We start from the raw sequence: 26,978 nt of genomic DNA on the forward strand, positions 1-26,978 counted from the left end.
TCTGCCTGCTCTCTTCTGTTACGTCAGACTAATTTGGAGTGAAAATAGTGAAGATCATTGTTCAAAAATTCGGCGGAACATCCGTAAAAGATGACAAAGGCCGCAAGCTTGCGCTAGCACACATTAAAGATGCCATCAGTGAAGGTTATAAAGTTGTCGTTGTCGTATCAGCGATGGGAAGAAAAGGAGACCCGTACGCGACAGATTCTTTAATCGGGCTCCTTTACGGCAGCCAGTCCGACATTTCTCCGAGAGAGCAGGATATGCTTCTGTCTTGCGGAGAAACGATTTCGTCCGTTGTTTTTTCCAGCATGCTGAAGGAAAACGGCATAAAAGCCGCAGCTTTAACAGGAGCCCAAGCCGGCTTTTTAACCAATGCCCAGCATACTGACGCCAAAATTATAGAAATGAAAACAGAGCGGCTTTTCGCTGCACTCGCCAGCCATGACGCTGTCGTTGTCGCAGGATTTCAGGGAGCGACTGAAAAAGGCGACACGACGACGATCGGCAGAGGAGGAAGCGATACTTCAGCAGCGGCGCTCGGCGCGGCGGTAGATGCTGAGTTTATCGACATTTTTACGGACGTGGAAGGCGTTATGACAGCCGATCCGAGAATCGTGGAAAATGCTAAGCCGCTTCCGAACGTCACATATACGGAAATCTGCAACCTTGCCTATCAAGGCGCGAAAGTCATTCATCCGCGCGCGGTGGAAATCGCCATGCAGGCAAAGGTGCCGATCCGCGTGCGCTCCACTTATTCAAAAGACAAAGGCACTTTGGTGACGTCCCATCATTCGTCTAACATCGGCAGCGATGTATTCGAACGGCTGATTACGGGGATCGCCCATGTGAAAGATGTGACGCAATTTAAGGTTCCCGCCAAAATGGGGCAATACAACGTTCAGACTGAAGTCTTTAAAGCAATGGCAAATGCCGGAATCAGCGTAGATTTCTTTAACATTACGCCGAGTGAAATCGTATATACCGTAGCCGGCAGTAAAACGGAAGCCGCGCGCAGCATCTTGGCTGAATTAGGGTATGAGCCGACAGTGACGGAGAGCTGTGCGAAAGTGTCAGCGGTCGGCGCCGGGATAATGGGTGTTCCGGGTGTCACGTCAAAAATCGTCTCCGCACTTTCTGATAAAGGCATTCCGATTCTGCAATCTGCCGACAGCCATACGACGATCTGGGTGCTCGTTCATGAAAAAGATATGGTAACGGCCGTAAATGCGCTGCATGAAGTGTTTGAACTTTCAAAGTAAATGTGATTGAATCATGATGAGGTGAAAAAAATGAATGTCGGAAATATATCTACAGCGATGATTACCCCCTTTGACAGTAAAGGGAATGTAGACTTTCAAAAACTGTCTACATTAATCGACTATTTGTTGAAAAACGGCACGGATTCTTTAGTCGTCGCAGGCACGACCGGCGAATCTCCGACACTTTCAACGGAAGAAAAAATTGCACTCTTTGAATTTACAGTCAAAGAAGTGAACGGACGCGTGCCTGTCATTGCGGGTACGGGAAGCAACAATACGAAAGACTCCATTAAACTGACAAAAAAAGCTGAAGAAGCCGGCGTCGATTGCGTTATGCTTGTCACGCCGTATTATAATAAGCCTTCCCAAGAGGGTATGTACCGTCATTTTAAAGCCATTGCGGAAGAAACGTCTCTTCCTGTGATGCTTTACAACGTGCCGGGCAGAACGGTCGCTTCGCTTGCGCCGGAAACGGCCATCAGACTTGCGGAGATTCCGAATATCTCTGCGATTAAAGAAGCGAGCGGCGATCTTGATGCCATTACGAAAATCATTGCCGAAACACCGGAAGATTTTTACGTCTATTCAGGTGATGACGGGTTAACGCTTCCTATTCTCGCAGTCGGCGGAAGAGGAGTCGTGTCAGTGGCCAGCCATATCGTAGGTTCTGACATGCAGCAGATGATTAAAAACTATACGAACGGGCAGACGGCAACCGCGGCGCTGATTCATCAGAAGCTTCTGCCGATCATGAAGGAGCTCTTTAAAGCGCCTAATCCGGCTCCGGTCAAAACGGCGCTACAGCTGAAAGGCCTTGATGTCGGATCTGTGCGTCTTCCTCTTATCCCGCTGAATGAAGATGAACGTCTGAGCCTGAGCAGCGTCATCAGCGAACTGTAAGAAAAAATTTATACAGTTAAAATACGCGGTCATTCTCATTTTTATCGTGAGTTTGACCGTTTTGTATACATATTGGTTTTCCCTAAACCTTCCGCTTCTTCTTGTTTTCTAAAATTGATATCAGTTATAATAGGAACAAGTGATGATGGACGGGTATGAGACTAGGAGGATACAGATTTTGAAAAAGAAAAATACAGAAAACGTCAGAATTATCGCCCTTGGCGGCGTCGGAGAAATTGGGAAGAACCTATATGTCATTGAAATTGACTCAGACATATTTGTAGTGGATGCAGGGCTGATGCACCCTGAAAATGAAATGCTCGGTATTGATGTCGTCATTCCGGATATTTCCTACTTAGTAGAACGGGCTGACCGCGTGAAGGCCATCTTTCTGACACACGGGCACGATGAAAACATCGGAGGCGTCTTTTATTTATTGAACAAGCTGTCGGTGCCGGTATACGGAACGAAGCTTACTCTTGCATTACTGAGAGAAAAACTCAAGCAGTACGGGCATAATCGAAAAGCTGATTTGCGTGAAGTTCACTCTAAATCAGTCATTACATTTGAATCAACGAAAGTATCGTTCTTTAAAACGATTCACAGTATTCCGGATTCAGTGGGAGTCAGCTTCAAAACATCACTTGGCTCTATTGTATGCACGGGAGACTTTAAATTTGACCAGACGCCTGCTTATCACCAATCATGTGATATTGGCGAAATTGCCAAAATCGGAAACAGCGGCGTGCTCGCCCTGCTTTCTGACAGCGCCAATGCGGAGCGCCCGGGGTATACTCCGTCAGAAGCATATGTAAGCGGTGAAATTTCCGATGCGATGAACAGTTCAGAAAACCGTGTCATCATTGCTGTATTCGCGTCTAATATCAACCGGATCCAGCAAGTGATACAGGCTGCCGTCCAGAACGGCCGCAAACTTGCAATCGCCGGAAAAAATCTGCAAAACGTGCTTCAGCTTGGGCGCAAGCTCGGCTATATTGAAGCCGAAGATGAAATGTTTATTCCTGTGCAGGATGTGAAAAAATATCCGAAGCGGGAAGTTGCAATTGTTACAGCCGGAAGCCATGGTGAGCCGCTGGCCGCTCTTACGCGGATGGCCAAGCAGGCGCACAAGCAGCTTAACATTGAAGAAGGAGACACCGTTGTCATTGCATCAACACCGATTCCGGGGCATGAATTGATATATTCCAAAACCGTCAACCTTCTTGCCCGCGCCGGCGCTCAAGTCATTTTCGCCCAAAAACGCGTGCATGTGTCGGGTCACGGTTCGCAGGAAGAATTGAAACTCATGCTTAATTTGCTGAAACCGAAATATTTAATTCCGGTTAACGGTGAATTCAGAATGCAAAAAGCGCATTCCAAAATCGCAGAAGAGATCGGCATGAAACGCAGCGACATTTTCTTGATTGAAAAAGGTGACGTCGTTGAATTCCGCGGACAGAATGTAAAAATCGGGGATAAAGTCACGTACGGAAACGTTCTGATTGACGGCCTCGGAGTCGGCGACATCGGCAACATCGTGCTGAGAGACCGCCGCTTATTATCACAAGACGGCATTCTCATCGTCGTGATTTCACTCGATAAGCAGAAAAAGAACCTCATATCAGGTCCTGAGATCATTACGCGCGGTTTCGTGTATGTCAGAGAATCAGAAGGTTTAATTGTACAAGCTACTGAGCTCGTCCGCTCTATCGTGACTGAAGCGACGGAAACATCTGCCGTAGAATGGTCCACGCTGAAACAAGCAATGCGTGATGCGCTGAATCAATTCCTTTATGAAAAAACAAAACGCAAGCCGATGATCATTCCGATCATTATGGAAGTATAATGTATACAAAGCCGGAGCGCATGATGCTCCGGCTTTGTTTTTGTTCATGTCCCGGATGGAAATCATCATCTTTGTTCATAATACAAAGAGACATTCGGAAAGGGTGAAAGATAAAATGGATCATCGTATGGAAAACACCGAAGAACAGCAGCCCGAAAAATCAGATGCGAAAGACAGCATTATGAGCAAAATTCAGCAGCTGGGAGAGACATCTCTGCCGCAAATGTCCCAAGATACCAATATTCACTGCCTGACGATCATCGGCCAAATTGAGGGGCACGTCCAGCTCCCGCCGCAAAATAAAACAACCAAATATGAACACGTCATTCCGCAAATCGTCGCGATTGAGCAAAATCCGAAAATCGAAGGACTTCTGATCATCTTAAACACCGTCGGAGGCGATGTGGAAGCGGGGCTTGCGATTGCGGAAATGCTCGCATCATTATCAAAACCGACCGTTTCAATCGTACTCGGCGGGGGCCACTCGATAGGTGTGCCGATCGCCGTGTCATGTGATCATAGTTTTATCGCGGAAACAGCGACTATGACCATTCACCCCGTTCGGCTTACAGGTCTGGTTATCGGGGTTCCGCAAACATTTGAATACTTGGACAAAATGCAGGAGCGGGTCGTCAACTTTGTGACCCATCATTCAAATATTTCCGAAGAAAAATTCAAAGAGCTGATGTTTTCAAAAGGAAACTTAACCAGGGACATCGGAACGAACGTAGTCGGAAAAGATGCGGCTGATTACGGATTAATTGATGCCGTGGGCGGCGTCGGACAGGCGATAAAAAAGCTGAATCAGCTGATTGAGGAACGAAAGGGCGAGGAAGGAAGGATGATTCAATGATCCTTTATACCGTCATGCCCCAAGAAGTCGTTTACGGTCAGGATATAGAGCAAAGCGTGCATGAACAGGTCGATTACGCCGGCGTGCCGCTGCTAGTTGAGATGAAGGGAAATGAAGCTGAAGTCGTACAGATTTTAAGTACGAACCCGATGGATTTTCTGAATCCGGACATCGCTCCGGGACAAAAAATCAAGCTGAAAATCTAACCGGCATTCAGTCCGTTTCTCGGGGGCAAAATATGCTATAATAGGGGAATCCTACAGAAAAATGCAGCCGGCAAAAGGCTGCTTTTCTTCATGATGTATGATTTTACATTTTTTAACGCAGTAAGGTGATGAGTGTGGCAAAGAAAAAACGGAAATCTAAAAAGAAACAAGAGAGTAAGCTCAATCTAAAATACGAACTAAGCGGACTGCTCTGTGTTGCAATCTCAATTATTGCTGTTTTGCAGCTCGGCGTTGTGGGACAGACATTTGTGTACTTGTTCCGTTTTTTTGCCGGAGAGTGGTTTATTTTATGCTTAATTGCGCTCTTCCTTCTCGGAATTTCGCTGTTTTGGAAAAAGAAGAGTCCAAGCCTTTTAACGAGAAGAAAGGCAGGGTTGTACTGTATTATCGCCAGTATATTGCTGCTGTCTCACGTGCAGCTCTTTAAAAATCTGTCTCATCACGGGTCGATTCGGTCGGCAAGTGTCATCGGCAACACGTGGGAGCTGTTTATGATTGACATGAAACAGCAGGCTGCTTCCCCTGATTTAGGCGGCGGCATGATCGGCGCGGTACTGTTTGCAGCTTCCCACTTTCTATTTGCATCAACGGGTTCACAAATCATGGCGATCGTGCTGATCTTAATGGGGCTGATTCTTGTAACGGGCCGTTCACTGCAGGAAACGCTCAAAAAGTGGACGAGCCCCGTCGGCCGGTTTATCCGCGGCCAGTGGCAGGCATTTCTTGAGGATATGAAAACGGTCAGAACGAATATGTCTTCGCCGAAAACAAAAACAAAATCGGGAAAAAAACAAAAACGGGTTCAAAAGAAAAAAGAAGAGCCTGAACCGGAGGAAGAGGATGAGGAAATCATTTCGCCGATCATCCATTCAGAGCCGATTATTTCAAGCTTTTCAGACCGTCAGGAAGAGCCCGCCGAACCGCTGATTCCGGAAAAAACGCAGGAGGCTGCACAAGCGGCAAAAGTTGAGCCTTCCGGCGGCGCTCAAGACAGTGGCGAAACGGCTGCGGCTCCGCCGATGACGTTTACAGAGCTTGAAAATAAAGATTATCAAATGCCTTCATTGGACATACTGGCTGACCCGAAACATACAGGCCAGCAGACCGATAAGAAAAACATTTATGAGAATGCAAGAAAACTCGAACGGACTTTTCAAAGCTTCGGCGTAAAGGCGAAAGTGACGCAGGTTCATCTCGGTCCGGCGGTCACAAAATATGAGGTGTATCCGGACGTCGGGGTCAAAGTAAGTAAAATCGTGAATCTGAGCGATGACCTCGCGCTCGCGCTTGCCGCGAAGGATATCCGGATCGAAGCGCCGATTCCGGGCAAATCGGCAATCGGCATCGAGGTGCCCAATGCTGAAGTTGCGATGGTTTCGTTAAAAGAAGTGCTTGAATCCAAGCTCAATGACAAGCCGGACGCGAAGCTTCTGATCGGCTTGGGACGAAATATTTCCGGGGAAGCCGTGCTTGCCGAACTGAACAAAATGCCCCACCTGCTCGTAGCGGGGGCAACGGGAAGCGGAAAAAGCGTCTGTGTCAACGGTATTATTACGAGCATTCTGATGAGGGCCAAACCGCATGAAGTGAAGATGATGATGATTGACCCGAAAATGGTTGAGCTGAATGTGTATAACGGCATTCCTCATCTGCTTGCGCCGGTAGTGACAGATCCGAAAAAGGCCTCGCAGGCTTTGAAAAAGGTCGTCAATGAGATGGAGCGACGCTATGAACTGTTCTCCCATACGGGTACGAGAAATATAGAAGGCTATAACGAACATATCAAGCGGTCAAATGCCGAAGAAGAAGTCAAGCAGCCTGAGCTGCCATACATCGTCGTCATCGTTGACGAGCTTGCCGATCTGATGATGGTCGCTTCTTCCGACGTGGAAGATTCTATTACGAGACTTTCACAGATGGCGCGGGCGGCGGGAATTCATTTGATTATCGCGACACAGCGGCCCTCAGTTGACGTTATTACCGGTGTTATTAAAGCCAACATCCCGTCAAGAATCGCCTTCAGTGTCTCATCTCAGACCGATTCACGGACGATTTTAGACATGGGCGGCGCTGAAAAGCTTCTGGGGCGCGGAGACATGCTGTTTCTGCCTGTAGGCGCAAATAAGCCGGTGCGTGTGCAAGGGGCATTTTTATCCGATGAAGAGGTTGAGCATGTCGTCGATCATGTCATTACGCAGCAAAAAGCGCAGTATCAAGAAGAGATGATTCCGGAAGAAGTTTCGGAAACACACAGTGAAGTAACGGATGATCTCTATGACGAAGCGGTCGATTTGATTATCGGCATGCAGACGGCATCAGTTTCCATGCTTCAAAGGCGGTTCAGAATCGGATATACGAGAGCTGCCCGTCTGATTGACGCAATGGAGGAACGGGGCGTCGTCGGGCCGTATGAAGGAAGCAAACCGAGGGAAGTACTATTATCTAAGGAACAATATGATGAGCTCTCTTCTTAAAAAGGAGAGAGTTTTCACTGAAAATGTTATCACCAAAATCATTCCTATTTATTTTTTTATCAAAACATGATATAGTTGTCCCAATTGTTCAATAATTTATGAAAGTGGTTTACGGAGGGGAAACATGTCTACAAAAGCTGACAATCGTCACTTGTATCTAAAAGTGATTGAGCGAATCAAAGAGGATATACAAAACGGAATTTACACCGAAAAGGAAAAGCTTCCTTCTGAATTTGAGCTTTCAAAATCAATGGGTGTCAGCCGGGCAACTCTGCGTGAAGCTTTGCGTATCCTTGAAGAGGAGCATGTGATTATCAGAAGGCACGGTGTGGGCACTTTCGTCCATACAAAACCGCTGTTTCTTTCAGGTATTGAACAGCTCAACAGCGTGACGAAAACGATTCAGCAGGCGAACATGGTGCCGGGTACGATTTTTTTGTCGTCTCAGGTCATCACGCCGTCTGATGAAGATATCGCTAGATTCCGGCTTGAGCCTGAGCAGGAGCTTTTTTATTTGGAACGCGTGAGAACGGCAAGCGGCACTCCGGTCGTTTACTGTTTAGATACGATTCCGATGCACATTCTGCCGAATTCTTTCTGTCATGAACAGGAGTCTATTTTTGATCTTTTGGAAAAAAACTCCGGGTCTGTGATCAGCTATGCCGTTGCTGATATCGAACCGATCGGATATCACGATACGATTTCACCGGTTTTGGAATGCGAGCCGGAGACGGCGCTTTTATTGCTGAAGCAAACCCACTATAATCAGAATGATGAACCTGTGCTGTATTCATTAAATTATTTCCGGGCTGATAAGTTCAGTTTTCATGTTGTAAGAAAACGTTTTTAAGACAGACGCGTCATGTGTCTGTTTTTTTATTTGCCGTTTCAGTACATACTTTGTTTTCTGCAAGGCACAATAAAACAGGAAACAACCAAGTATAGTGAATGGGTGAATAAGTTGAGTAAGAAGAAAAATGGAACGAAAAATATCATTGCTCTGGCTTCTGTACCGCTCGTGATGACACTCGGGAATTCCATGCTGATTCCTGTGCTTCCGATGATTGAAAAGAAGCTGTCCATATCGTCTTTTCAAGTATCGTTAATTATAACGGTCTATTCGATTGTGGCGATTATTTGTATTCCGATTGCCGGATATCTGTCCGATAAATTCGGAAGAAAAAAGGTTCTTCTGCCTTGTCTTCTCATAGCCGGTGCGGGCGGAGCGCTTGCCGCGATAGCTTCCACCGCGTTCAAGCATCCTTATCCCATTATCTTGGCGGGGCGGGTGCTGCAGGGAATCGGTTCGGCAGGGGCGGCTCCTGTAGTGATGCCGTTTATCGGTGATTTATTCAAAGGGGATGATGAGCGGATTACCGCGGGGCTCGGCGACATTGAGACGTCAAACACAGCCGGGAAAGTAATAAGCCCGATTCTCGGGTCGCTCTTGGCTGCATGGTTTTGGTTTATGCCGTTTTGGTTCATTCCGTTTTTTTCGCTCATCAGTTTTTTTCTCGTATTGTTTTTGGTGGCAAAGCCGGAGGAACAAAAAGAAGCGCCTTCTATTTCCGAATTTGTGAAAAATGTCGGCCGCATATTTAAGCGTGACGGACGCTGGCTCTTTACGGTTTTTATCATCGGCTGCGTGATTATGTTTTTGCTGTTCGGGGTTCTTTTTTATTTATCAGACTCACTGGAGAAGAAATACGGAATTGACGGTGTGGCTAAAGGAGCGCTTTTGGCAATCCCGCTTTTATTTCTATCCGTCAGTTCATATATATCAGGCAGGAAAATCGGAAAAGACCAAGGCAAAATGAAGTTTTGCATCGTTTTCGGAATGAGTGCCGTGACACTGTCGTTTATCGGCCTATGGTGGAATCACAGTTTTTATTTATTATTTATCTTTTTGTGTGTCAGCGGTATCGGTATCGGAATGGCATTGCCGGCTTTAGACGCTGTCATCACAGAAGACGTAGACAACGAGGAATCGGGAACCATCACCTCATTTTATAACAGCATGCGGTTTATCGGAGTAGCGGCGGGACCGCCGATCTTTGCTGCCCTGATGTCAAATGCAGGCTGGCTGATTTTTATTTTAGCCGCTTTTTGCGGCATTGTATCTGTATTTTTAGCGCTGTTAAATATCTCATCACAAGCAAAAGAAAAAAAGGAATCATTAAAGACGGTGTAATCTGCACTGTCTTTTTTTATTTTATTTTGAAGATTGACATGATACCGTCAAGTCGTTATTCTTTTTAATAGTTAAACATATTAACTATCGGAAGGAGGGGGAAAAGGTGCATGAAGAAAAAGTAAAGCAGCTGATTCAGCGTTATTCCGATGTATACCTGCACGTCTTAAAAAAAATTGACAGCATTATCGCTGAAAAAGTGAACAAAGAACTGACATTGGATCAATATTACATCCTCCGCTATATTATGCTCAATCCGGATTGCAAATCAATTGAACTGGCCGCAGTGTGCCACGTCAATAAAAGCGCCATTACATCTATGACGAACCGCCTGTATGAAAAAGGCTACATCAATAGAGAACGCAGCCAAAGCGACCGCCGGAGCATACTTTTAAATGTCACGGAAAAGGGGACGGAAGTATTTCACCGTGTGGAGCGGCGGATTGAGGAACTCGTCCGATCATATATTATGTATTTTGATGAAGACGAGGCGGAAATGTTCGTAAATACATATGAAAAATTATATCGATTGATGATGACTGAGGAGGATCAGCAGACATAATGAAAAACATTATCCGAGCCCGCTGGATCATCGCCGCGGTGTGGGTCGCCGCAACGGTGATATTTATGCTTACAGCGCCTGATATGGCTGAATTGACACGGGAGAAAGGGCAGATTTCCGTACCGGACGGATATTCCTCTTCTTACGCCCATGAATTGCTTGATGAAATGTCTGATTCCGATGCACCGTCTTCTTCTGCCGTCATCGTATTTCACGAAAAAGGCTTAATGACAGACAAAAAAAATCGTCTGGAAGAAGCCGTCAGCACTTTGTCTGAACATAAAAAAGCGCTTCAGATTAAAACGGTGACTTCATACTTCGGGGAGAAAAATGACGATATTAAAAAACAGCTGCTCTCAAAAGACAGACAAACGATGCTCGTTCAGCTGCAGCTTGATACATCCAAAAACGATATCATCGAAATAAAAAATAAAATTGATAAAGAGCTGAAACCGTACGGCGTATCATACGGCATTACAGGCCAATCGCTGATCGACGAAGATGTGTTAAAAAGCTCACAGGACGGCTTGAAAAAGACTGAATATATAACGGTCGCTTTTATCCTGATCGTGCTGATCCTTGTATTTCGGTCAGTGGTCGCTCCGTTCGTGCCGCTTTTATCAGTATTGATATCTTATTTAGTCAGCCAGTCGATTGTCGCATTTTTAGTCGATCAGCTGAATTTTCCGCTCTCAACTTTTACTCAGATTTTTATGGTTGCGATTATGTTCGGGATCGGCACAGACTACTGCATTCTGCTTCTCAGCAGATTTAAAGAAGAGCTGTCGCATGGCGCTGATATAAGAGAAGCGATCGTCGTCACCTACAAAACGGCCGGAAAGACGGTTTTGTACAGCGGCGGTGCGGTGCTGATCGGATTTGCCTGCATCGGATTTGCGACATTTAAGCTGTATCAGTCGGCAGCGGCCGTTGCGGTCGGTGTCGCGGTGCTGCTGCTTGCGCTCATGACGATCGTGCCGTTTTTTATGGCTGTTTTAGGAAAAAGCCTGTTTTGGCCTGTTAAGGGCGATATTTCGCATCCTCAAAGCAAAGCATGGGAATCGTCAGGGCGGTTTTCATTTAAAAGGCCGCTCATCAGTCTTGCAATCGTTGCGGTATTCACCGTCCCGCCTATCCTTCTTTACAAAGGGTCGCTGTCTTACAACAGTCTTGACGAAATCGGGGATAAATATGAATCCGTCCGCGCGTTTAATACGATTTCAGACGCATTCGGCCCGGGAGAACTTCTTCCGGCCACAGTCGTCATCAAAAATGATGAGACATTAAATACCGAAAAACACCTGATTGATATCGAAAAAATCAGCAGAGAACTTGAAAAAACAGAGGGTGTAAAAACGGTCAGAAGCGCCACGCGCCCCGCTGGAAACGGATTGAATCAATTATTTGTCACAAATCAGGCAAAGCAGCTTCAAGAAGGGCTTGATAAAGGCAATACAGGACTTGAAAAAATCACGGACGGATTAGGGCATGCCGCAAAGTCGTTAGCTGATTCACAGCCGCAGATCGAAGAGTCGGGCAAAAGCGTCAATCAGCTTATTGACGGAACATTGTCTCTGAAATCCGGGCTTTCTGATATAGGAGAAAACCTGAATAAACTGCAGGCTGGCGTGAACGAGAATAAAGCCGGCGTCGCCCAGATGAGAAAGCGGATTGAAGAGCAAAAACAAATGCTGACTTCACAGCTCAAACAAAACAGCGGTCTCGCTTCAGAAACGCAAAACGCTTTAAAATTGGTAAAAACCGTCCTGCCGATGAAAGATGAAGCCAGCAGACAGCTTGCCGATTTGAACAAGCAGCTTGCCCGGCTGCCGTTTGCAAAATTGGAAGCGTCAATACCGTCAGTCAAAACCGATCCCTCTTACCAAGAAATCAAATCGGCCTTTACGGGTGTACAGTCAGCCGTTTCCAAGGCAAACGCGGATGCAGAAGCGTTTTCTAAACAGGTCGACAGTCAAAAGGCTCATCTGCAGCAAGCGGAAAAACAATTTGCCCGACTGGCAGCCGCTCAGAAGAAGATTGACACTCAAATTAACGCAATGATCAACGGTCTGACCAGTATTGAAAACGGTCTGCAGCAAGTGTCAGACGGACAGGGGGCTCTCGCAGGACAAATGCCGCGCCTTGAATCGGCGGCAGGACAGCTCGCCGAGGGCCAGAAAAAAATGAAGAGCGGTCTCGGTGATTTTTCTTCCCGGCTCAGCGAACTTTCTTCCGGCCTTAACGACAGTGTAAAAGGGCTTAAGAAAGTATCAAGCGGCATGATGGGGGCGAATGATTACCTGGGTGAGCTTCACAAGGCGTCAGACAAAGAAATGACAGGCTGGTTTGTGCCGAAAGACGCGTTGACAAACAGTGATTTCACAAGCGTGTTTAATACGTACATGTCAGATGACAGAAAAACGACAGAATTGACCGTCGTTCTTGATAACAATCCTTACTCAAATACGGCCATTCAAGATATTCAAGCGATCAAAGCGAGCGTAAAAAGGGCCATTCCGAACACGGATCTGAAGAATGCTTCCTTCGGCGTTTCGGGAGTCTCCAGCATGAATGCCGATCTGAAGGAAGTATCGGATTCAGACTTCAAACGGACGGCCATGTTTATGCTGGCGGGAATTTTTCTGATTCTCATCGTGATGCTGCGCTCCCTCATTATGCCTGTTTATTTAGTGGCGTCGCTCGTACTGACGTATTTCGCATCCATCGGCGTGACGGAATACATCTTTACACACTTCTTCGGGTATCCGGGCGTAAACTGGGCCGTGCCGTTCTTCGGCTTTGTCATTTTGATGGCTCTTGGCGTGGATTATTCCATCTTTTTAATGGACCGCTTTAATGAGCTGAAAAAAGAAGGAACGGAACCCGCAATGATCAGCAGTATGAAAAATATGGGTTCCGTCATCATTTCTGCGGCCATTATTTTAGCGGGAACCTTTGCGGCCATGCTGCCGTCAGGCGTTCTTTCCTTATTACAGATTGCAACCGTGGTATTAACAGGCCTTCTCATGTACGCAATTGTCGTCCTTCCGTTTTTTGTACCGGTCATGGTGAAAATATTCGGAAGAGCCAACTGGTGGCCTTTCAATTTGAAAAAATAACGTTCAATGCCTCTGCCTGTTTTCGGGCAGAGGTTTTTTGTTTCCTTATAAATCCTCCAGTTGATATAATTACATCTGCGCACTCTTTTTTGCGAATGCTGAAATTTGGTCATAATACATACTATGAAAGAATGAACGAAGGAGGTTTCACATGACTTACGTAAATGAAATGAAGTCAAAGCACGGCGGGATCACCGCCCACATCGTAAAGACCGAGAAATTTAAAACCGTTTCGCTGACGTTTAAAATGCTGGCTCCTTTAACGAAAGAGCTCGTAACAAAAAGGGCGCTGTTTCCGCATGTGCTTCTGCGCGGAACAGAAAGCCGCCCGAAAACCGCTGATCTGCGGTCTTATTTTGATGAGCTGTACGGCACATCCGTTTCAGCTGATCTGACAAAAAAGGGAGAACGTCATGTCATTACGTTCAGACTTGAGATTCCTAATGAAAAGTATCTGAAGGACCGCACACCGTTATTGGAAAAAGGCCTTCAGCTTTTATCAGAGCTTGTCTTTTCGCCCGCTTTGGAAAACGGCGCCTTCCTGCCCCTTTATGTCACGCAGGAAAAACGGACGCTGAAACAGCGGATTCAAGCCGTATATGATGATAAGATGAGATATTCTAATCTGCGTCTCGTTCAGGAAATGTGCAAAAGCGAACCGTATGCGCTTCACGTCAACGGCGAGTTCGATGATGTTGAACACATTACACCGCAAGATTTGTATGAAGCCTATCAAAAAGCCATACGCGAAGATCAGCTGGACCTGTACGTCATCGGCGATGTTGATTCAGATCAGGTGAAAACGGCCGTTGATACGTATTTTAAAACGGAAGAACGGGAGCTGCAGCCTTTTGAAAGAAGCGCGGCGAATGAACAGCCCGATCCGAAGGAAGTCATTGATGAAGAGGACGTCAAGCAGGGCAAGCTGAATATCGGATTCCGGACCAATACGACATATACAGATCCGGATTATCCTGCATTGCAGGTGTTTAACGGGCTGTTCGGAGGTTTCTCTCATTCAAAGCTGTTTATAAATGTCCGTGAAAAAGCGAGCCTCGCCTATTATGCGGCCTCAAGGGTGGAAAGCTTCAAAGGGCTTTTGATGGTCATGTCGGGCATTGAGGTGAAAAATTACAAGCAGGCCGTCACCATCATTGAAGAACAGTTTCAGGCTATGCAAAACGGTGACTTTTCAGAAGATGATATCGCCCAAACGAAAGCCGTTATTAAAAATCAAGTATTAGAAACGATTGATACGGCATACGGTTTAGCGGAATTTCTGTATCAGCAGGCCTCAGCCCAAGTAGAGATACCGATCGAAAAATTCCTTGACAATATCGAGAAAGTGACAAAAGAGGACATTATCAATGTCGGAAAGAACATTAAGCTGGATACGACTTATTTCTTAAAAGGGACGGGGGGAGCATCTTGACTAAACCGATAAACTTCGAACAGCTTCAGGAAACGCTGTATCATGAAAAAATGGCAAACGGCCTTGATGCCTATGTGCTGCCGAAACAGGGCTTTAATAAAACATACGCTGTGTTTACGACAAAGTACGGTTCCATTGACAATCAATTCGTTCCTTTAAATAAGGAAGAAATGGTACACGTCCCTGACGGAATCGCGCATTTTCTGGAGCATAAACTGTTTGAAAAAGCGGACGGCGACGTGTTTCAGGACTTCAGTAAGCAAGGGGCGTCGGCAAATGCCTTTACATCATTTACACGAACCGCTTATCTGTTCTCCAGCACTTCTAATGTGGAGAAAAACCTGGAAACACTCATAGATTTTGTTCAGGACCCGTATTTCACGGAAAAATCAGTTGAAAAAGAAAAAGGCATCATCGGCCAGGAAATCAATATGTATGATGATAATCCGGATTGGCGGCTGTTTTTCGGCCTTATCGAAAATATGTATAAAGACCACCCCGTGAAAATTGACATTGCCGGGACGGTGGAGAGCATCTCTCATATTACGAAAGATCTGCTGTATGAGTGCTATGAAACGTTTTATCACCCGAGCAATATGCTGCTCTTTATCGTCGGTCCCGTAGATCCTGAAGCGGTCATCAGCCAGGTGCGGGAAAACCAGGAGAAAAAGCCGTTTACAGACCAGCCTGAAATCAAACGTGAAGAAGTTCAGGAGCAGGAAGCGGTTTTCCGCCGGGAGCAGGAATTAAAAATGAACGTGCAAGGCTCAAAATGTCTGGTCGGTTTAAAGGCGAAAGACCCTTATAAAACGGGGCAGGAGCTGTTGAAGCACGAGCTCAGCATGAACCTCATGCTTGAATGTCTCTTCGGAAAAAGCTCACCGCATTACGGTGACTTGTACGACAAAGGCTACATTGATGAGACCTTCAGCTTTGATTACACGGCTGAATACGGATTCGGTTTTGCCTCTGTCGGAGGAGATACACCGGAGCCGGATAAGCTCGCTGACGAATTAAAACACATGCTGCTTGATGCAGCATCAGCCGTGACTGCGGAAAAACTTGATCTTGCGAGAAAAAAGAAGATCGGGTCATTCTTAAAAGCGCTCAATTCGCCTGAATATATCGCCAACCAATTCACACGCTACGCCTTTTTAGATATGAGTCTGTTTGATGTCGTAACCGTACTGGAGCAGATTACGCTGGATGACGTAAAGCGGGTCATTGAAGAAGAAATATCAGAAGACAGGCTGACAGTCTGCAAAGTCGTGCCAAAATCATAACAAAAACATCCCTCACGCCCTGAGGGATGTTTTTCTGGGGAAAGAAGGAGTATTGATTGATGAAACAGACAGCGCTCGTAACCGGAGCAAGCGGCGGAATCGGACAAAGTATAAGTGAAGTCCTCGCAAAAAACGGATATGACGTCCTCTTGCATTATCATTCTAATAAGGAAGCCGCACACAGGCTTGCGGAAAGGCTGAGCACATCATTCGGCGTAAAAGCCTCCGTTATTCAGGCGGATCTGTCCTCACCGGATGGCGCGGAGACACTCAGCCGTTCCGTTAAGCAGCCTGTGGATGCTCTGGTATTAAACAGCGGCAAAAGTCATTTCGGCCTGATTACGGACGTTACGGATGACACGGCGCGGGAGATGGTGCAGCTGCATGTAACGAGTCCGTTTTTTTTGGCGCGTAATCTGATGCCCGGCATGATCCGGAAAAAAAGCGGGGGCATCGTCGCGATCGGTTCCGTCTGGGGAGAAACAGGCGCATCGTGCGAGGTATTATACAGCATGGTCAAGGGAGCGCAGCATTCGTTCGTCAAAGCGCTTGCCAAAGAGCTTGCTCCGAGCGGCGTCCGCGTGAATGCAGTCTCGCCGGGTGCCGTTGACACAAATATGCTTGATCAGTTCACGTCTGATGAAAAAGAAGCGTTGGCAGAGGAAATTCCCGCGGGCCGGCTGGCAAAGCCGGAGGAAATCGCCGAAGCGGCGGCCTTTTTATTATCGGACAAGGCTTCCTATATTACGGGGCATATATTATCCGTAAACGGCGGCTGGCACTGCTGAAAAAAATGTGTGTATAGTTTGCATCTGTACGGACAAAATAATTTTGTACAACAGATGAAATGGAGGAACCCAACATGTCAGTATTAGAAAACTGGGATAATTGGAAGAATTTCCTTGGCGACAGATTGAACTATGCGCAGGAAAAAGGGATGAGTGATGAAACGATCACTGACCTCGCTACAGAAATCGGCGGTTACCTTGCGAACGAAGTCGACTCGAAAAACCATCAGGAAAAAGTGCTTGCTGATCTTTGGAGCGTTGCTTCTGAAGATGAACAGCGCGCCATCGCAAATATGATGGTGAAGCTTGTTGAAAATAACAGCACTCATTAAGAGGGGGGATTTCTCCTCTCTTTTTTTATGTTTTCCTCTATAGAGCAACATTCTTCTTTCTAATTAGAGAAAAATGTTTTATGATAAAGGAAGGTAAAAATTTGCCACAATGGAGGGGGTATATCATTTGGCAAAGCTCGAATGGTATTTTGAATATGAAATTCAAGTGAACCGCCCCGGCCTGCTCGGGGATATTTCATCTCTTCTCGGGATGCTGTCAATTAATATTGTCACAATTAACGGTGTCGACCTTTCCAGAAGGGGAATGCTGCTCAGATGCCGGCATATAGATCAAATTAAACGATTGGAATCAATTTTAAAAACAATGGAGACCATTAAAGTAACGAAGCTGAGAGAACCGAGGCTTCGCGACCGTCTCGCAGTCCGCCACGGAAGATACATTCAGCGTGATGCCGATGACAAAAAAACCTTCCGTTTTGAAAGGGACGAGCTCGGTCTTCTGGTTGACTTTATGGCCGAGCTGTTTAAAAAAGAAGGACACAAACTGATCGGAATCCGGGGAATGCCGAGGGTCGGAAAAACGGAGTCCATCGTTGCGTCAAGCGTTTGTGCCAGCAAAAGATGGCTTTTCGTATCATCAACGCTGCTAAAACAAACGATCCGGAGCCAGCTGGTTGCCGATGAATACAGCACGGAAAACGTGTTTATCCTCGACGGCATCGTTTCGACAAGACGGGGATCTGAGCGCCATCTTCAGCTCGTCAGTGAAATTATGCGGCTTCCGGCGACAAAGGTCGTGGAGCACCCCGATATTTTTGTTCAAAATTCGGAGTATACGCTCGATGATTTCGATTATATTATCGAACTCAGAAATGATCCTGACGAAGTTATTACATATGAACATGCAGAAGAACCGCAAATATTTGATCAGACCGGTTTTTCAAGCTTTGATTTTTAATATTGGAAGGTGTTTGTTGTGACAGAATTAGCAATCCGGCTTAAAGAAGCCAGAGAGGAAAAAGGGATGTCATTGGATGAACTCCAGGCGGCGACGAAAATTCAGAAAAGATACTTAACCGCTCTGGAAGAAGGCAATTATGACGTCATTCCCGGCAATTTTTATGTGCGGGCGTTTATCAAGCAATACGCTGAAGCTGTCGGGCTTGATTCAGATCAGTTATTTGAAGAATATAAAAAAGACATCCCTAACACGTACCATGACGATGTGTCGGAAAAAATCTCCGGTCTCGCCATGCAAAGGGAGCTTCCTAAGTCCGCTTCAAAGGCGGCGGAATGGCTTCCGACCGTCCTTGTCGTCATCGGTGTCATTATCGTCATCGCGATCATTTATGCGATTATTCAGCTCGGAATGAGCAAATCCGGGCAGACAGACGGAGATAAAGCCGTCACCCAAAGTGAGAGCAAGTATGAGATTCCTAAGGATTCTGCGCTGAAAAACGACGGCAATACAAATGACGAAGCGCAATCTGACAGCAAAAAAGACAAAAAGGACACAAAAGCGTCAGAGCAGAAAAAGAAAGAAAAAAGCAGTGAAAAGACGGAGATCAAAGCGGCCGGAACGGAAGGCTCGGCTTCTTCATACAACGTCTCCGGGGCAGATAAGTATAAGCTTGAACTGATTGCTTCTGACAGCGCATGGATCCGCGTCCGTGATGACAGCGGCGGTTCTTTAAAAGAAGGAACGCTGCAAAAAGGCGAAACCTTTAAAAAAGACGTCACGGATCAAAAGCAGATTGAAATCCGCACGGGCTATGCCCCTAACCTGAAAATTAAAATCAACGGAGAGGTTCTGTCCTATGAACTCAATCCGCATGATGTGATGGCGCAGACCATCACAATCAAGATGAAAAAATAAAAGGGGAAAAAGTCATCTGAACGATTAAGATGACTTTTTCTTCACGTCCGAGTACATATTATTGGAGGGGCTTTATGTTTAACTTACCGAATAAAATCACACTGGCAAGAATCGCTTTAATTCCTGTATTTATGATTATCATGCTTGTTCCTTTTCAGTGGGGCAGCGTTCATATAGGGGATGAATCGATTCCGGTCGCGCATCTTACGGGAGCTGTTTTATTCATTATCGCATCAACGACTGACTGGGTGGATGGCTACTACGCCAGAAAACTGAACCTCGTGACAAACTTCGGGAAATTTTTAGATCCGCTGGCTGACAAACTGCTGGTATCCGCGGCATTAATTACGCTTGTGCAGTTTGACCTTGCGCCGGCGTGGATGGTCATCATCATCATCAGCCGCGAATTTGCCGTAACGGGATTAAGACTTGTGCTGGCGGGAACGGGGGAAGTTGTAGCCGCCAATATGCTGGGGAAAATTAAAACATGGGCTCAGATCATCGCTGTTGCCGCGCTTTTGCTGCATAATCTTCCGTTTGAGCTCGTTTCTTTCCCGTTCGGCGATATCGCTTTATGGGTGGCCGTGCTCTTCACAGTCATTTCCGGCTGGGAGTATTTTGCGAAGAACTGGGATGCGTTAAAAACATCTAACTAAGAAAGAAGGACTTAAAGATGGAAATAGCAAAAAAAGCAGAAATCATTGCAGTCGGCTCGGAGCTTCTGCTAGGCCAGATCGCCAATACGAACGCGCAGTTTATCAGTAAAGAGCTGGCGGAAATCGGTGTAAACGTGTTTTATCATACCGCTGTCGGTGACAATCCTGAGCGGCTTAAGCAAGTCATCCGCATTGCCGAAGAGCGCTCAGACCTGATTATTTTTTCAGGCGGCCTCGGACCGACCAAGGACGATTTGACGAAAGAAACCATTGCAAACACACTGGGGCGCCCGCTCGTTCTGAATGACGAAGCGTTCCGGTCGATCGAAGAATATTTCGCGAAAACAAAACGGACCATGTCGCCGAATAACCGCAAACAGGCGCTCGTCATTGAGGGCTCAGACGTTTTGGCGAATCATTTCGGCATGGCGCCGGGAATGCTTGCAGAGCACGGCTCAAGGCTTTATATGCTGCTTCCCGGGCCGCCGAGCGAGCTGCGTCCGATGTTTGAAAATGAAGCGAAGCCGCTGCTTCTTAAAAAGCTCGGTTCTAATGAGAAAATCGTTTCAACCGTGCTGCGGTTTTTCGGAATCGGTGAATCCCAGCTTGAAGCTGATTTAGAAGATATCATTGATGCGCAGACGAACCCGACGATTGCGCCGCTCGCTGCTGACGGCGAGGTCACGCTGCGTTTAACGGCGAAACATGCTGACGAAAAAGAAACAGAACGGCTTTTAAAAGAAACGGAAGCCGCCATTTTAGAACGTGTCGGTGAATTTTTCTACGGATATGATGATACGTCTCTGGTGAAGGAGCTTTCAAAAGCATGCAGACAAAACAAAATCACGATTTCTTCTGCCGAAAGCTTTACAGGCGGCCTGTTTTCAGAGTGGGTGACTGATTTAAGCGGTGCGTCTCAACTATTTGCAGGGGGTGTTGTCTGTTATTCCGACAGCGTGAAACAGCATGTGCTCGGCGTGAAAGCTGAGACGCTCGCAGAAAGCGGAGCGGTCAGCAAAGAGTGTGCGAAAGAGCTTGCAGCCGGTGTGAGAAAGCTGACCGGAAGCGATATCGGCATCAGCTTTACCGGGGTTGCGGGTCCCGACCCGCAGGAAGGGCATGCGCCGGGCCGCGTCTTTATCGGCATTTCGGCGGAAAGAAAAGAAGAGGTGCACGAATTTAACTTTGCCGGCTCAAGAACCGGAATCAGAAAGCGCGCCGCTAAATACGGCTGCCATCTCATTTTGAAAATGCTGGATCAAAAATAAAGTTTTAAAGAGGCGATTTCTCTGATTTTTAAGTTTTACAAGGGAAATTATGCTCTTTTGCAGAAAAGCGAACGCGGAAAAAATCCGAATATGCGTTCGCTTTTTTCTTGGCAAATGCCAGTAAACAAGGTATAGTATATGTAGTGGCAAGATAAAGGAGGAAAAAATAAATGAGTGATCGTCAGGCAGCCTTAGATATGGCTCTTAAGCAAATAGAAAAACAATTCGGCAAAGGTTCCATCATGAAGCTCGGAGAAAAAACAGATACAAGAATTTCAACGGTGCCAAGCGGTTCCCTTGCACTTGATACCGCTCTCGGAATAGGCGGATACCCGCGCGGACGGATTATTGAAGTATACGGACCTGAAAGCTCAGGTAAAACGACTGTAGCGCTTCACGCAATCGCTGAGGTTCAGGAAAAAGGCGGACAGGCAGCATTTATTGATGCTGAGCATGCTCTTGATCCTGTTTACGCGCAAAAGCTCGGTGTCAATATCGAAGAGCTTCTGCTTTCTCAGCCGGATACGGGAGAGCAGGCGCTAGAGATTGCTGAAGCGCTGGTGCGAAGCGGAGCTGTTGATATCGTAGTCGTTGACTCTGTTGCGGCGCTTGTTCCAAAAGCTGAAATTGAAGGTGACATGGGTGATTCACACGTCGGTTTACAGGCGCGTCTCATGTCTCAGGCGCTCCGTAAGCTTTCCGGCGCCATCAATAAATCTAAAACAATCGCAATCTTTATTAACCAGATTCGTGAAAAAGTCGGCGTTATGTTCGGAAATCCGGAGACGACACCGGGCGGCCGTGCGCTGAAATTCTATTCTTCCGTGCGCCTTGAAGTGCGCCGTGCCGAGCAATTAAAGCAGGGCAACGACGTCATGGGGAATAAAACGAGAATTAAAGTCGTCAAAAACAAAGTCGCTCCTCCGTTCCGTACGGCTGAAGTGGACATTATGTACGGTGAAGGAATCTCCAAAGAAGGGGAAATCATCGACCTTGGAACTGAACTGGATATCGTGCAAAAAAGCGGTTCGTGGTATTCTTATGAAGAAGAACGCCTCGGTCAGGGCCGTGAAAACGCCAAGCAGTTCTTAAAAGAAAATAAAGACATCATGCTGATGATTCAGGAACAAATCCGTGAATATTACGGTTTAGACAATAACGGTGTAACGGACAAAGCGGAAGAAGTTCAGGAAGAGATGGAATTAGAAGAATAAAAACACGATCAAAAGAGCGGAATAAGCAATTTCCGCTCTTTTTTTTGTGTGTTTCAAAAAACACTGGCTGTTTCGGAAAATTTTATCTGGAATGTTACAACTTTTTTCACCCTTCACTCGTCTAACATCATGGCGAAAGTTGAAATTATATCTGAGGAGGAAAAAAGATGACGAGCCCCCGCCGCACAAGAATAAATAAAAAAAGAAAGAAGAAGCTGATGAAAACGGGAGGGCTGTTTCTTTTTCTGCTGCTTGTTACTGTTTTTATTATGATCTGGACCGTCACGGCGCATCATCGGGAGAAGGAATCCGTTAAAAGCGCTCCCGCCGCTCAATCTGATACTTCAAAAGACCAGACTCAACAGAAAAAAGAAAAGACGCAAAAAGAGAAAACACCTAAATCAATCGATCACAATAAACAGATCAGCAATTACTTGCAACAGATCGGGTTCAGCGGCACAGCAATGATCGTAAAAGATGGAAAAGTTGTGCTGAAAAAAGGCTTTGGCTATGCGGACCGAAAACAAAAAATGAAAAACAATCCGGAGACATCATATTATATCGGTTCTTCACAAAAAGCGTTAATCGCGACGGCTGTCCTGCAGCTTGAAGAAAAAGGGCTGCTGCAGACGAGTGACCCCGTCAGTACATACTTGCCGAATTTTCCTAACGGCACGCGCATTACATTGAAAAACCTGCTCAATCATACGTCCGGCATAAACGGGCATATTGAGGGTCAGGGACCGATTTCTCCAATTGATTTAATCAAGGATATAGAATACCGCGGAATTAAACGGCAGCCCGGGGTTTGGGATTACAGGGATTCCAACTATTCAGTGCTTGCTTATATCGTATCTCAGGTCAGCGGGGAGTCTTATGAACAATATATAAAAGAACACGTGTTCAAACCGGCCGGAATGAAGCATGCCGGATTTTACAAAACATTTGCCAAAGCCAAATATCCTGCCGTCGGCTACAAAGTCGATGAGAGCGGCAGTCTTGTAACGCCGCACCTTCTGGACTTATCGCAGCTGTACGGGGCGGGCGACATGTATATGAGCGCTGAAGATCTCTATAAATTTGATAAAGCGATCGTAAACGGCACGCTCCTTTCAAAAGAAAGCTTCACAAAAATGTTTACAGCAGGAAGCAGTGCCGCTTACGGCATGGGGTTTTACATTGATCCGGGAAGCTATTCCAATCACGGTGTTATGCCCGGTTACAACATTTTAAACAGCTTCAGCCATTCGGCAAGCAAATATGTCATATTACTGTCAAACATTCAGAATAACGCCAAATTAGGACAGGTAAACAATAGAATTTACCAATTGCTTAACCAGGCGGACTGACAGAGCCGTCATTCACGAAAAGCGGATGAAGGTATGGTATGATATATACATGGGCGAAGATCCGAGCTGAAGGCGAATCGTTAAGCTGGCAAGCTTGACAAGTATTTCCGACACAATTACAATGAAGTTGTAACATTTGTTTTTTTAACATGATTGTTAAACCATTTAAACTTGACAAGGGCATGAGAGACTCATTCCCTGTGAAGGTTCTGTATGTTGAGAAAATCAGACAATGTACATGCCGGCACTTATTTAAGCAAAAACCAAGTTCATAGCAAGAGGAGGTGAAAGTATGACCCCAATGACGGTTCTCATCTCCATTTTGCTGACTCTGCTCGGTTTAGTTGTTGGCTACTATGTTCGTAAAACCATTGCCGAAGCAAAGATTGCGGGCGCACGCGGTGCTGCCGAGCAAATCCTTGAAGATGCAAAGCGTGATGCTGAAGCACTGAAAAAAGAAGCTCTGCTTGAAGCAAAGGACGAAATCCATACACTTCGAATAGATGCTGAACAGGAAGTTCGTGAAAGACGAAATGAGCTTCAAAAACAAGAAAACCGTTTACTTCAAAAAGAAGAAAATCTTGACCGTAAACATGAAGGAATTGATAAACGGGAAGCGATGTTGGAGAAGAAAGATCATTCTCTGAATGAACGACAACAACATATTGAAGAGATGGAAAGCAAAGTGGATGAGATGATTCGTATGCAGCAGTCAGAACTCGAACGCATTTCGAGCCTGACACGGGATGAAGCGAAACAAATCATTCTTGACCGGGTTGAAAATGAGCTTTCACATGACATCGCCATCATGACAAAAGAAACCGAAAACCGTGCGAAAGAAGAGGCAGATAAAAAGGCGAAAAACATTCTGTCGCTTGCTTTGCAGCGCTGTGCAGCAGATCATGTTGCCGAAACGACGGTATCGGTCGTCAATCTTCCGAATGATGAGATGAAAGGACGTATCATCGGCCGTGAAGGGCGTAACATTCGTACGCTTGAAACGCTTACAGGTATTGACCTGATTATTGATGACACACCTGAAGCAGTCATTCTTTCCGGATTTGATCCGATCAGACGAGAGACGGCAAGAATCGCTCTTGATAAACTCGTTCAGGATGGCCGTATTCACCCGGCGCGCATTGAAGAAATGGTTGAAAAATCCCGCCGTGAGGTTGATGACTATATCAGGGAAATGGGTGAGCAGACGACGTTTGAAGTCGGCGTTCACGGACTCCACCCGGATCTGATCAAGATCCTCGGCCGGTTGAAATTCCGTACAAGCTACGGGCAGAACGTACTGAAACATTCTATGGAAGTTGCGTTTTTAGCCGGTTTAATGGCTTCCGAGCTTGGAGAAGATGCAAAGCTTGCCAAGCGGGCCGGTCTTCTGCATGACATCGGAAAAGCAATTGACCATGAAGTGGAAGGAAGCCACGTGGAAATCGGAGTGGAGCTTGCGACCAAATATAAAGAGCATCCAGTCGTCATTAACAGTATTGCGTCACACCACGGAGACGAAGAGCCGACTTCCATTATCGCCGTTCTGGTCGCTGCCGCTGATGCACTGTCAGCCGCAAGACCGGGCGCGAGAAGTGAAACGCTCGAAAACTATATCCGCAGACTTGAAAAGCTTGAAGAAATCTCCGAGTCTTACGAAGGTGTTGAAAAATCATTTGCGATTCAGGCCGGCCGTGAAGTTCGCATCATGGTGAAGCCGGACTCCATTAATGATTTAGAAGCCCATCGTTTGGCACGTGATATCCGTAAACGAATTGAGGACGAGCTTGATTATCCGGGCCACATTAAAGTGACCGTAATCAGAGAAACTCGAGCCGTAGAGTATGCAAAATAAAGTGATGCTTAGCGCATCACTTTATTTTTTTGAGTCCCTGAAAAGGAAGGAATGGAATGTATGAGAATTTTATTTATCGGAGATGTTGTCGGTTCCCCGGGCCGCGACATGGTAAAAGAATATGTCCCGAAACTGAAAGCGAAACATAAACCGCATTTTACAATTATTAACGGAGAAAATGCAGCACACGGAAAAGGACTGACAGAAAAGATCTACCACAGCCTTATGGAAGCGGGAGCAGATGCCATTACAATGGGAAACCATACGTGGGATAAAAGAGAGATCTTCGACTTTATTGATGATGTGCCGCATCTTGTCCGGCCGGCGAATTTCCCGGAAGGTACGCCGGGCAAAGGCATTACTTATATTAAATCGAACGGAAAAGAGCTTGCCGTCATTAACTTACAGGGGCGGACGTTTCTTCCGCCGCTTGATGATCCGTTTGCTAAAGCGGATGAATTAATAGAAGAAGCGAAAAAGCGCACGCCGTACATTTTTATTGATTTTCACGCCGAAGCGACAAGCGAAAAAATTGCGATCGGCTGGTACACAGACGGAAGAGCCTCTGCCGTGGTAGGCACCCATACACACGTGCAAACGGCAGATAACCGCATTTTGCCGAAAGGAACGGCATATATTACTGATGTAGGCATGACGGGTCCGTACGACGGAATTCTCGGTATGGACAGAGAAACGGTCATCAAGCGGTTTAAAACCAATCTTCCTGTCCGGTTTACGGTGGCGGAAGGTAAAACTACGCTGAGCGGAGTGCTCATTGACATCGACGATCAAACGAAAAAGGCCGTAAATATCGAACGGATATTAATCAATGATGACCATATGTTCTTTGAATAGGTGATCATGTGTTTATTTTATAAAAATATTAAAAGGAAAAGCAGGAATATAGCAACTTCTTAGTGAATATAGTAAAAATGGAAGGTAGCCCGCTATTTTTGAAAAGCATTGTGGGGATGGCTTTTTGGATAGCAACATCTAATAATGATTGTTCTAATGAACACTCACTTATCCATTGTAAAACTAAGGGGGAGCAGAAATGGAAATCTTAAAAGTTTCAGCAAAATCAAGTCCGAATTCAGTAGCAGGCGCGCTTGCCGGTGTATTGAGGGAACGCGGAGCCGCCGAAATTCAAGCAATTGGGGCGGGTGCCTTAAATCAGGCTGTTAAAGCGGTTGCGATTGCCAGAGGCTTTGTCGCGCCAAGCGGCGTAGATTTGATTTGTATTCCGGCTTTTACAGATATACAGATTGACGGAGAAGAAAGAACGGCGATTAAGTTAATCGTCGAACCCCGTTAAAAACAAAAACATGACATTCTCAACCTGCTTGCGTAAGGCGAGCGGGTTGTTTTTATTGTTGTCATATTTTCTCACAATATTATATTGATAGTACGAAGAGATGATAAATGGCTTTATTCATATAATATTCAAAAAAATCACGCCCATTTTTCCGGACGGAAGCAGTTGTTTTCTTGGAGTGGACACTGGTATTTACCTCCTTTTTATCTCATGTTACA

The 26,978-nt window shown here is 46.0% G+C and carries 23 protein-coding genes; all 23 read left to right on the forward strand.

The window, feature by feature from the left end; genetic code table 11:
- The first annotated feature begins 47 nt into the window (after window positions 1–47).
- The 23 genes from dapG to spoVS all read left to right on the forward strand — a co-directional run bounded on the left by dapG (window position 48) and on the right by spoVS (window position 26,760).
- A complete protein-coding gene (gene dapG, locus NYE50_RS09310) occupies window positions 48–1,262 on the forward strand; it encodes an aspartate kinase (RefSeq protein WP_003154168.1) in 1,215 nt (404 codons plus the stop codon).
- 30 nt (window positions 1,263–1,292) lie between these two features.
- Entirely contained in the window at window positions 1,293–2,162 is an 870-nt protein-coding gene (dapA, locus tag NYE50_RS09315; protein ID WP_003154166.1) for a 4-hydroxy-tetrahydrodipicolinate synthase, read from the forward strand.
- 178 nt (window positions 2,163–2,340) lie between these two features.
- On the forward strand, window positions 2,341–4,008 hold the full coding sequence (gene rnjB, locus NYE50_RS09320; protein WP_159354170.1) for a ribonuclease J2: 1,668 nt from the start codon (window positions 2,341–2,343) through the stop codon (window positions 4,006–4,008).
- Window positions 4,009–4,123: 115 nt separating this feature from the next.
- Window positions 4,124–4,861, forward strand: a complete 738-nt coding sequence (locus NYE50_RS09325; protein WP_003154162.1) for a ClpP family protease — start codon at window positions 4,124–4,126, stop codon at window positions 4,859–4,861.
- The gene (locus NYE50_RS09330) at window positions 4,858–5,067 is read left to right on the forward strand and encodes a YlzJ-like family protein (RefSeq protein WP_003154161.1); all 210 of its coding nucleotides are present in this window, start codon (window positions 4,858–4,860) and stop codon (window positions 5,065–5,067) included. Before NYE50_RS09325 ends, NYE50_RS09330 begins: the two co-directional genes overlap by 4 nt.
- Before the next feature lie 134 nt (window positions 5,068–5,201).
- Entirely contained in the window at window positions 5,202–7,562 is a 2,361-nt protein-coding gene (locus tag NYE50_RS09335; RefSeq protein ID WP_159354171.1) for an FtsK/SpoIIIE family DNA translocase, read from the forward strand.
- Between the two features lie 124 nt (window positions 7,563–7,686).
- Window positions 7,687–8,412, forward strand: coding sequence for a GntR family transcriptional regulator (locus NYE50_RS09340; RefSeq protein WP_007409813.1), 726 nt, complete (start codon window positions 7,687–7,689; stop codon window positions 8,410–8,412).
- A 111-nt stretch (window positions 8,413–8,523) separates the two neighbouring features.
- Complete coding sequence (locus NYE50_RS09345; RefSeq protein WP_159354172.1) at window positions 8,524–9,753, forward strand: MFS transporter; 1,230 nt, start codon at window positions 8,524–8,526, stop codon at window positions 9,751–9,753.
- A gap of 106 nt (window positions 9,754–9,859) precedes the next feature.
- Entirely contained in the window at window positions 9,860–10,315 is a 456-nt protein-coding gene (locus NYE50_RS09350) for a MarR family winged helix-turn-helix transcriptional regulator (protein ID WP_003154157.1), read from the forward strand.
- Window positions 10,315–13,434 (forward strand): MMPL family transporter, encoded by a 3,120-nt coding sequence (locus NYE50_RS09355; RefSeq protein ID WP_039251481.1) that lies wholly within the window; start codon window positions 10,315–10,317, stop codon window positions 13,432–13,434. The genes NYE50_RS09350 and NYE50_RS09355 overlap by 1 nt, the downstream gene beginning before the upstream one ends.
- A gap of 151 nt (window positions 13,435–13,585) precedes the next feature.
- Window positions 13,586–14,866: an EF-P 5-aminopentanol modification-associated protein YfmF gene (yfmF, locus tag NYE50_RS09360; RefSeq protein ID WP_159354174.1), complete on the forward strand. Its 1,281-nt coding sequence runs from the start codon at window positions 13,586–13,588 to the stop codon at window positions 14,864–14,866.
- Entirely contained in the window at window positions 14,863–16,149 is a 1,287-nt protein-coding gene (gene yfmH / locus NYE50_RS09365; RefSeq protein ID WP_159354175.1) for an EF-P 5-aminopentanol modification-associated protein YfmH, read from the forward strand. The genes yfmF and yfmH overlap by 4 nt, the downstream gene beginning before the upstream one ends.
- Window positions 16,150–16,208: 59 nt before the next feature.
- Window positions 16,209–16,937, forward strand: a complete 729-nt coding sequence (gene ymfI, locus NYE50_RS09370) for an elongation factor P 5-aminopentanone reductase (RefSeq protein WP_039251477.1) — start codon at window positions 16,209–16,211, stop codon at window positions 16,935–16,937.
- Window positions 16,938–17,011: 74 nt separating this feature from the next.
- Entirely contained in the window at window positions 17,012–17,269 is a 258-nt protein-coding gene (locus tag NYE50_RS09375; RefSeq protein WP_003154150.1) for a DUF3243 domain-containing protein, read from the forward strand.
- Between the two features lie 127 nt (window positions 17,270–17,396).
- Complete coding sequence (locus NYE50_RS09380; RefSeq protein WP_007409819.1) at window positions 17,397–18,188, forward strand: DUF3388 domain-containing protein; 792 nt, start codon at window positions 17,397–17,399, stop codon at window positions 18,186–18,188.
- Between the two features lie 18 nt (window positions 18,189–18,206).
- Window positions 18,207–19,106 carry a helix-turn-helix domain-containing protein gene (locus NYE50_RS09385; RefSeq protein ID WP_014417801.1) on the forward strand — a complete coding sequence of 300 codons (900 nt, stop codon included), beginning with the start codon at window positions 18,207–18,209 and terminating at the stop codon, window positions 19,104–19,106.
- 74 nt (window positions 19,107–19,180) lie between these two features.
- Window positions 19,181–19,762, forward strand: coding sequence for a CDP-diacylglycerol--glycerol-3-phosphate 3-phosphatidyltransferase (pgsA, locus tag NYE50_RS09390; protein WP_007611521.1), 582 nt, complete (start codon window positions 19,181–19,183; stop codon window positions 19,760–19,762).
- 17 nt (window positions 19,763–19,779) lie between these two features.
- Window positions 19,780–21,030 (forward strand): competence/damage-inducible protein A, encoded by a 1,251-nt coding sequence (locus tag NYE50_RS09395; RefSeq protein WP_159354176.1) that lies wholly within the window; start codon window positions 19,780–19,782, stop codon window positions 21,028–21,030.
- Between the two features lie 170 nt (window positions 21,031–21,200).
- Window positions 21,201–22,244: a recombinase RecA gene (recA, locus tag NYE50_RS09400; protein ID WP_003154145.1), complete on the forward strand. Its 1,044-nt coding sequence runs from the start codon at window positions 21,201–21,203 to the stop codon at window positions 22,242–22,244.
- A 167-nt stretch (window positions 22,245–22,411) separates the two neighbouring features.
- Entirely contained in the window at window positions 22,412–23,593 is a 1,182-nt protein-coding gene (locus tag NYE50_RS09405) for a serine hydrolase domain-containing protein (RefSeq protein WP_159354177.1), read from the forward strand.
- 292 nt (window positions 23,594–23,885) lie between these two features.
- Entirely contained in the window at window positions 23,886–25,445 is a 1,560-nt protein-coding gene (gene rny, locus NYE50_RS09410) for a ribonuclease Y (protein ID WP_003154140.1), read from the forward strand.
- Window positions 25,446–25,505: 60 nt separating this feature from the next.
- Window positions 25,506–26,300 carry a TIGR00282 family metallophosphoesterase gene (locus NYE50_RS09415; protein ID WP_003154137.1) on the forward strand — a complete coding sequence of 265 codons (795 nt, stop codon included), beginning with the start codon at window positions 25,506–25,508 and terminating at the stop codon, window positions 26,298–26,300.
- Between the two features lie 199 nt (window positions 26,301–26,499).
- A complete protein-coding gene (gene spoVS / locus NYE50_RS09420) occupies window positions 26,500–26,760 on the forward strand; it encodes a stage V sporulation protein SpoVS (protein WP_003154135.1) in 261 nt (86 codons plus the stop codon).
- The last annotated feature ends 218 nt before the right edge of the window (window positions 26,761–26,978 follow it).

This window comes from Bacillus sp. EU55, assembly GCF_038005925.1.
Taxonomy (GTDB): Bacteria; Bacillota; Bacilli; order Bacillales; family Bacillaceae; genus Bacillus; species Bacillus velezensis.

Coding starts and splice junctions, on each gene's coding strand:
- NYE50_RS09415 (WP_003154137.1), top strand. CDS start 25,506: ATGAGAATTTTATTTATCGGAGATGTTGTCGGTTCCCCGGGCCGCGAC.
- NYE50_RS09325 (WP_003154162.1), top strand. CDS start 4,124: ATGGATCATCGTATGGAAAACACCGAAGAACAGCAGCCCGAAAAATCA.
- NYE50_RS09375 (WP_003154150.1), top strand. CDS start 17,012: ATGTCAGTATTAGAAAACTGGGATAATTGGAAGAATTTCCTTGGCGAC.
- spoVS (WP_003154135.1), top strand. CDS start 26,500: ATGGAAATCTTAAAAGTTTCAGCAAAATCAAGTCCGAATTCAGTAGCA.
- NYE50_RS09340 (WP_007409813.1), top strand. CDS start 7,687: ATGTCTACAAAAGCTGACAATCGTCACTTGTATCTAAAAGTGATTGAG.
- NYE50_RS09355 (WP_039251481.1), top strand. CDS start 10,315: ATGAAAAACATTATCCGAGCCCGCTGGATCATCGCCGCGGTGTGGGTC.
- pgsA (WP_007611521.1), top strand. CDS start 19,181: ATGTTTAACTTACCGAATAAAATCACACTGGCAAGAATCGCTTTAATT.
- rny (WP_003154140.1), top strand. CDS start 23,886: ATGACCCCAATGACGGTTCTCATCTCCATTTTGCTGACTCTGCTCGGT.
- NYE50_RS09330 (WP_003154161.1), top strand. CDS start 4,858: ATGATCCTTTATACCGTCATGCCCCAAGAAGTCGTTTACGGTCAGGAT.
- dapA (WP_003154166.1), top strand. CDS start 1,293: ATGAATGTCGGAAATATATCTACAGCGATGATTACCCCCTTTGACAGT.
- NYE50_RS09395 (WP_159354176.1), top strand. CDS start 19,780: ATGGAAATAGCAAAAAAAGCAGAAATCATTGCAGTCGGCTCGGAGCTT.
- NYE50_RS09405 (WP_159354177.1), top strand. CDS start 22,412: ATGACGAGCCCCCGCCGCACAAGAATAAATAAAAAAAGAAAGAAGAAG.
- recA (WP_003154145.1), top strand. CDS start 21,201: ATGAGTGATCGTCAGGCAGCCTTAGATATGGCTCTTAAGCAAATAGAA.
- ymfI (WP_039251477.1), top strand. CDS start 16,209: ATGAAACAGACAGCGCTCGTAACCGGAGCAAGCGGCGGAATCGGACAA.
- yfmF (WP_159354174.1), top strand. CDS start 13,586: ATGACTTACGTAAATGAAATGAAGTCAAAGCACGGCGGGATCACCGCC.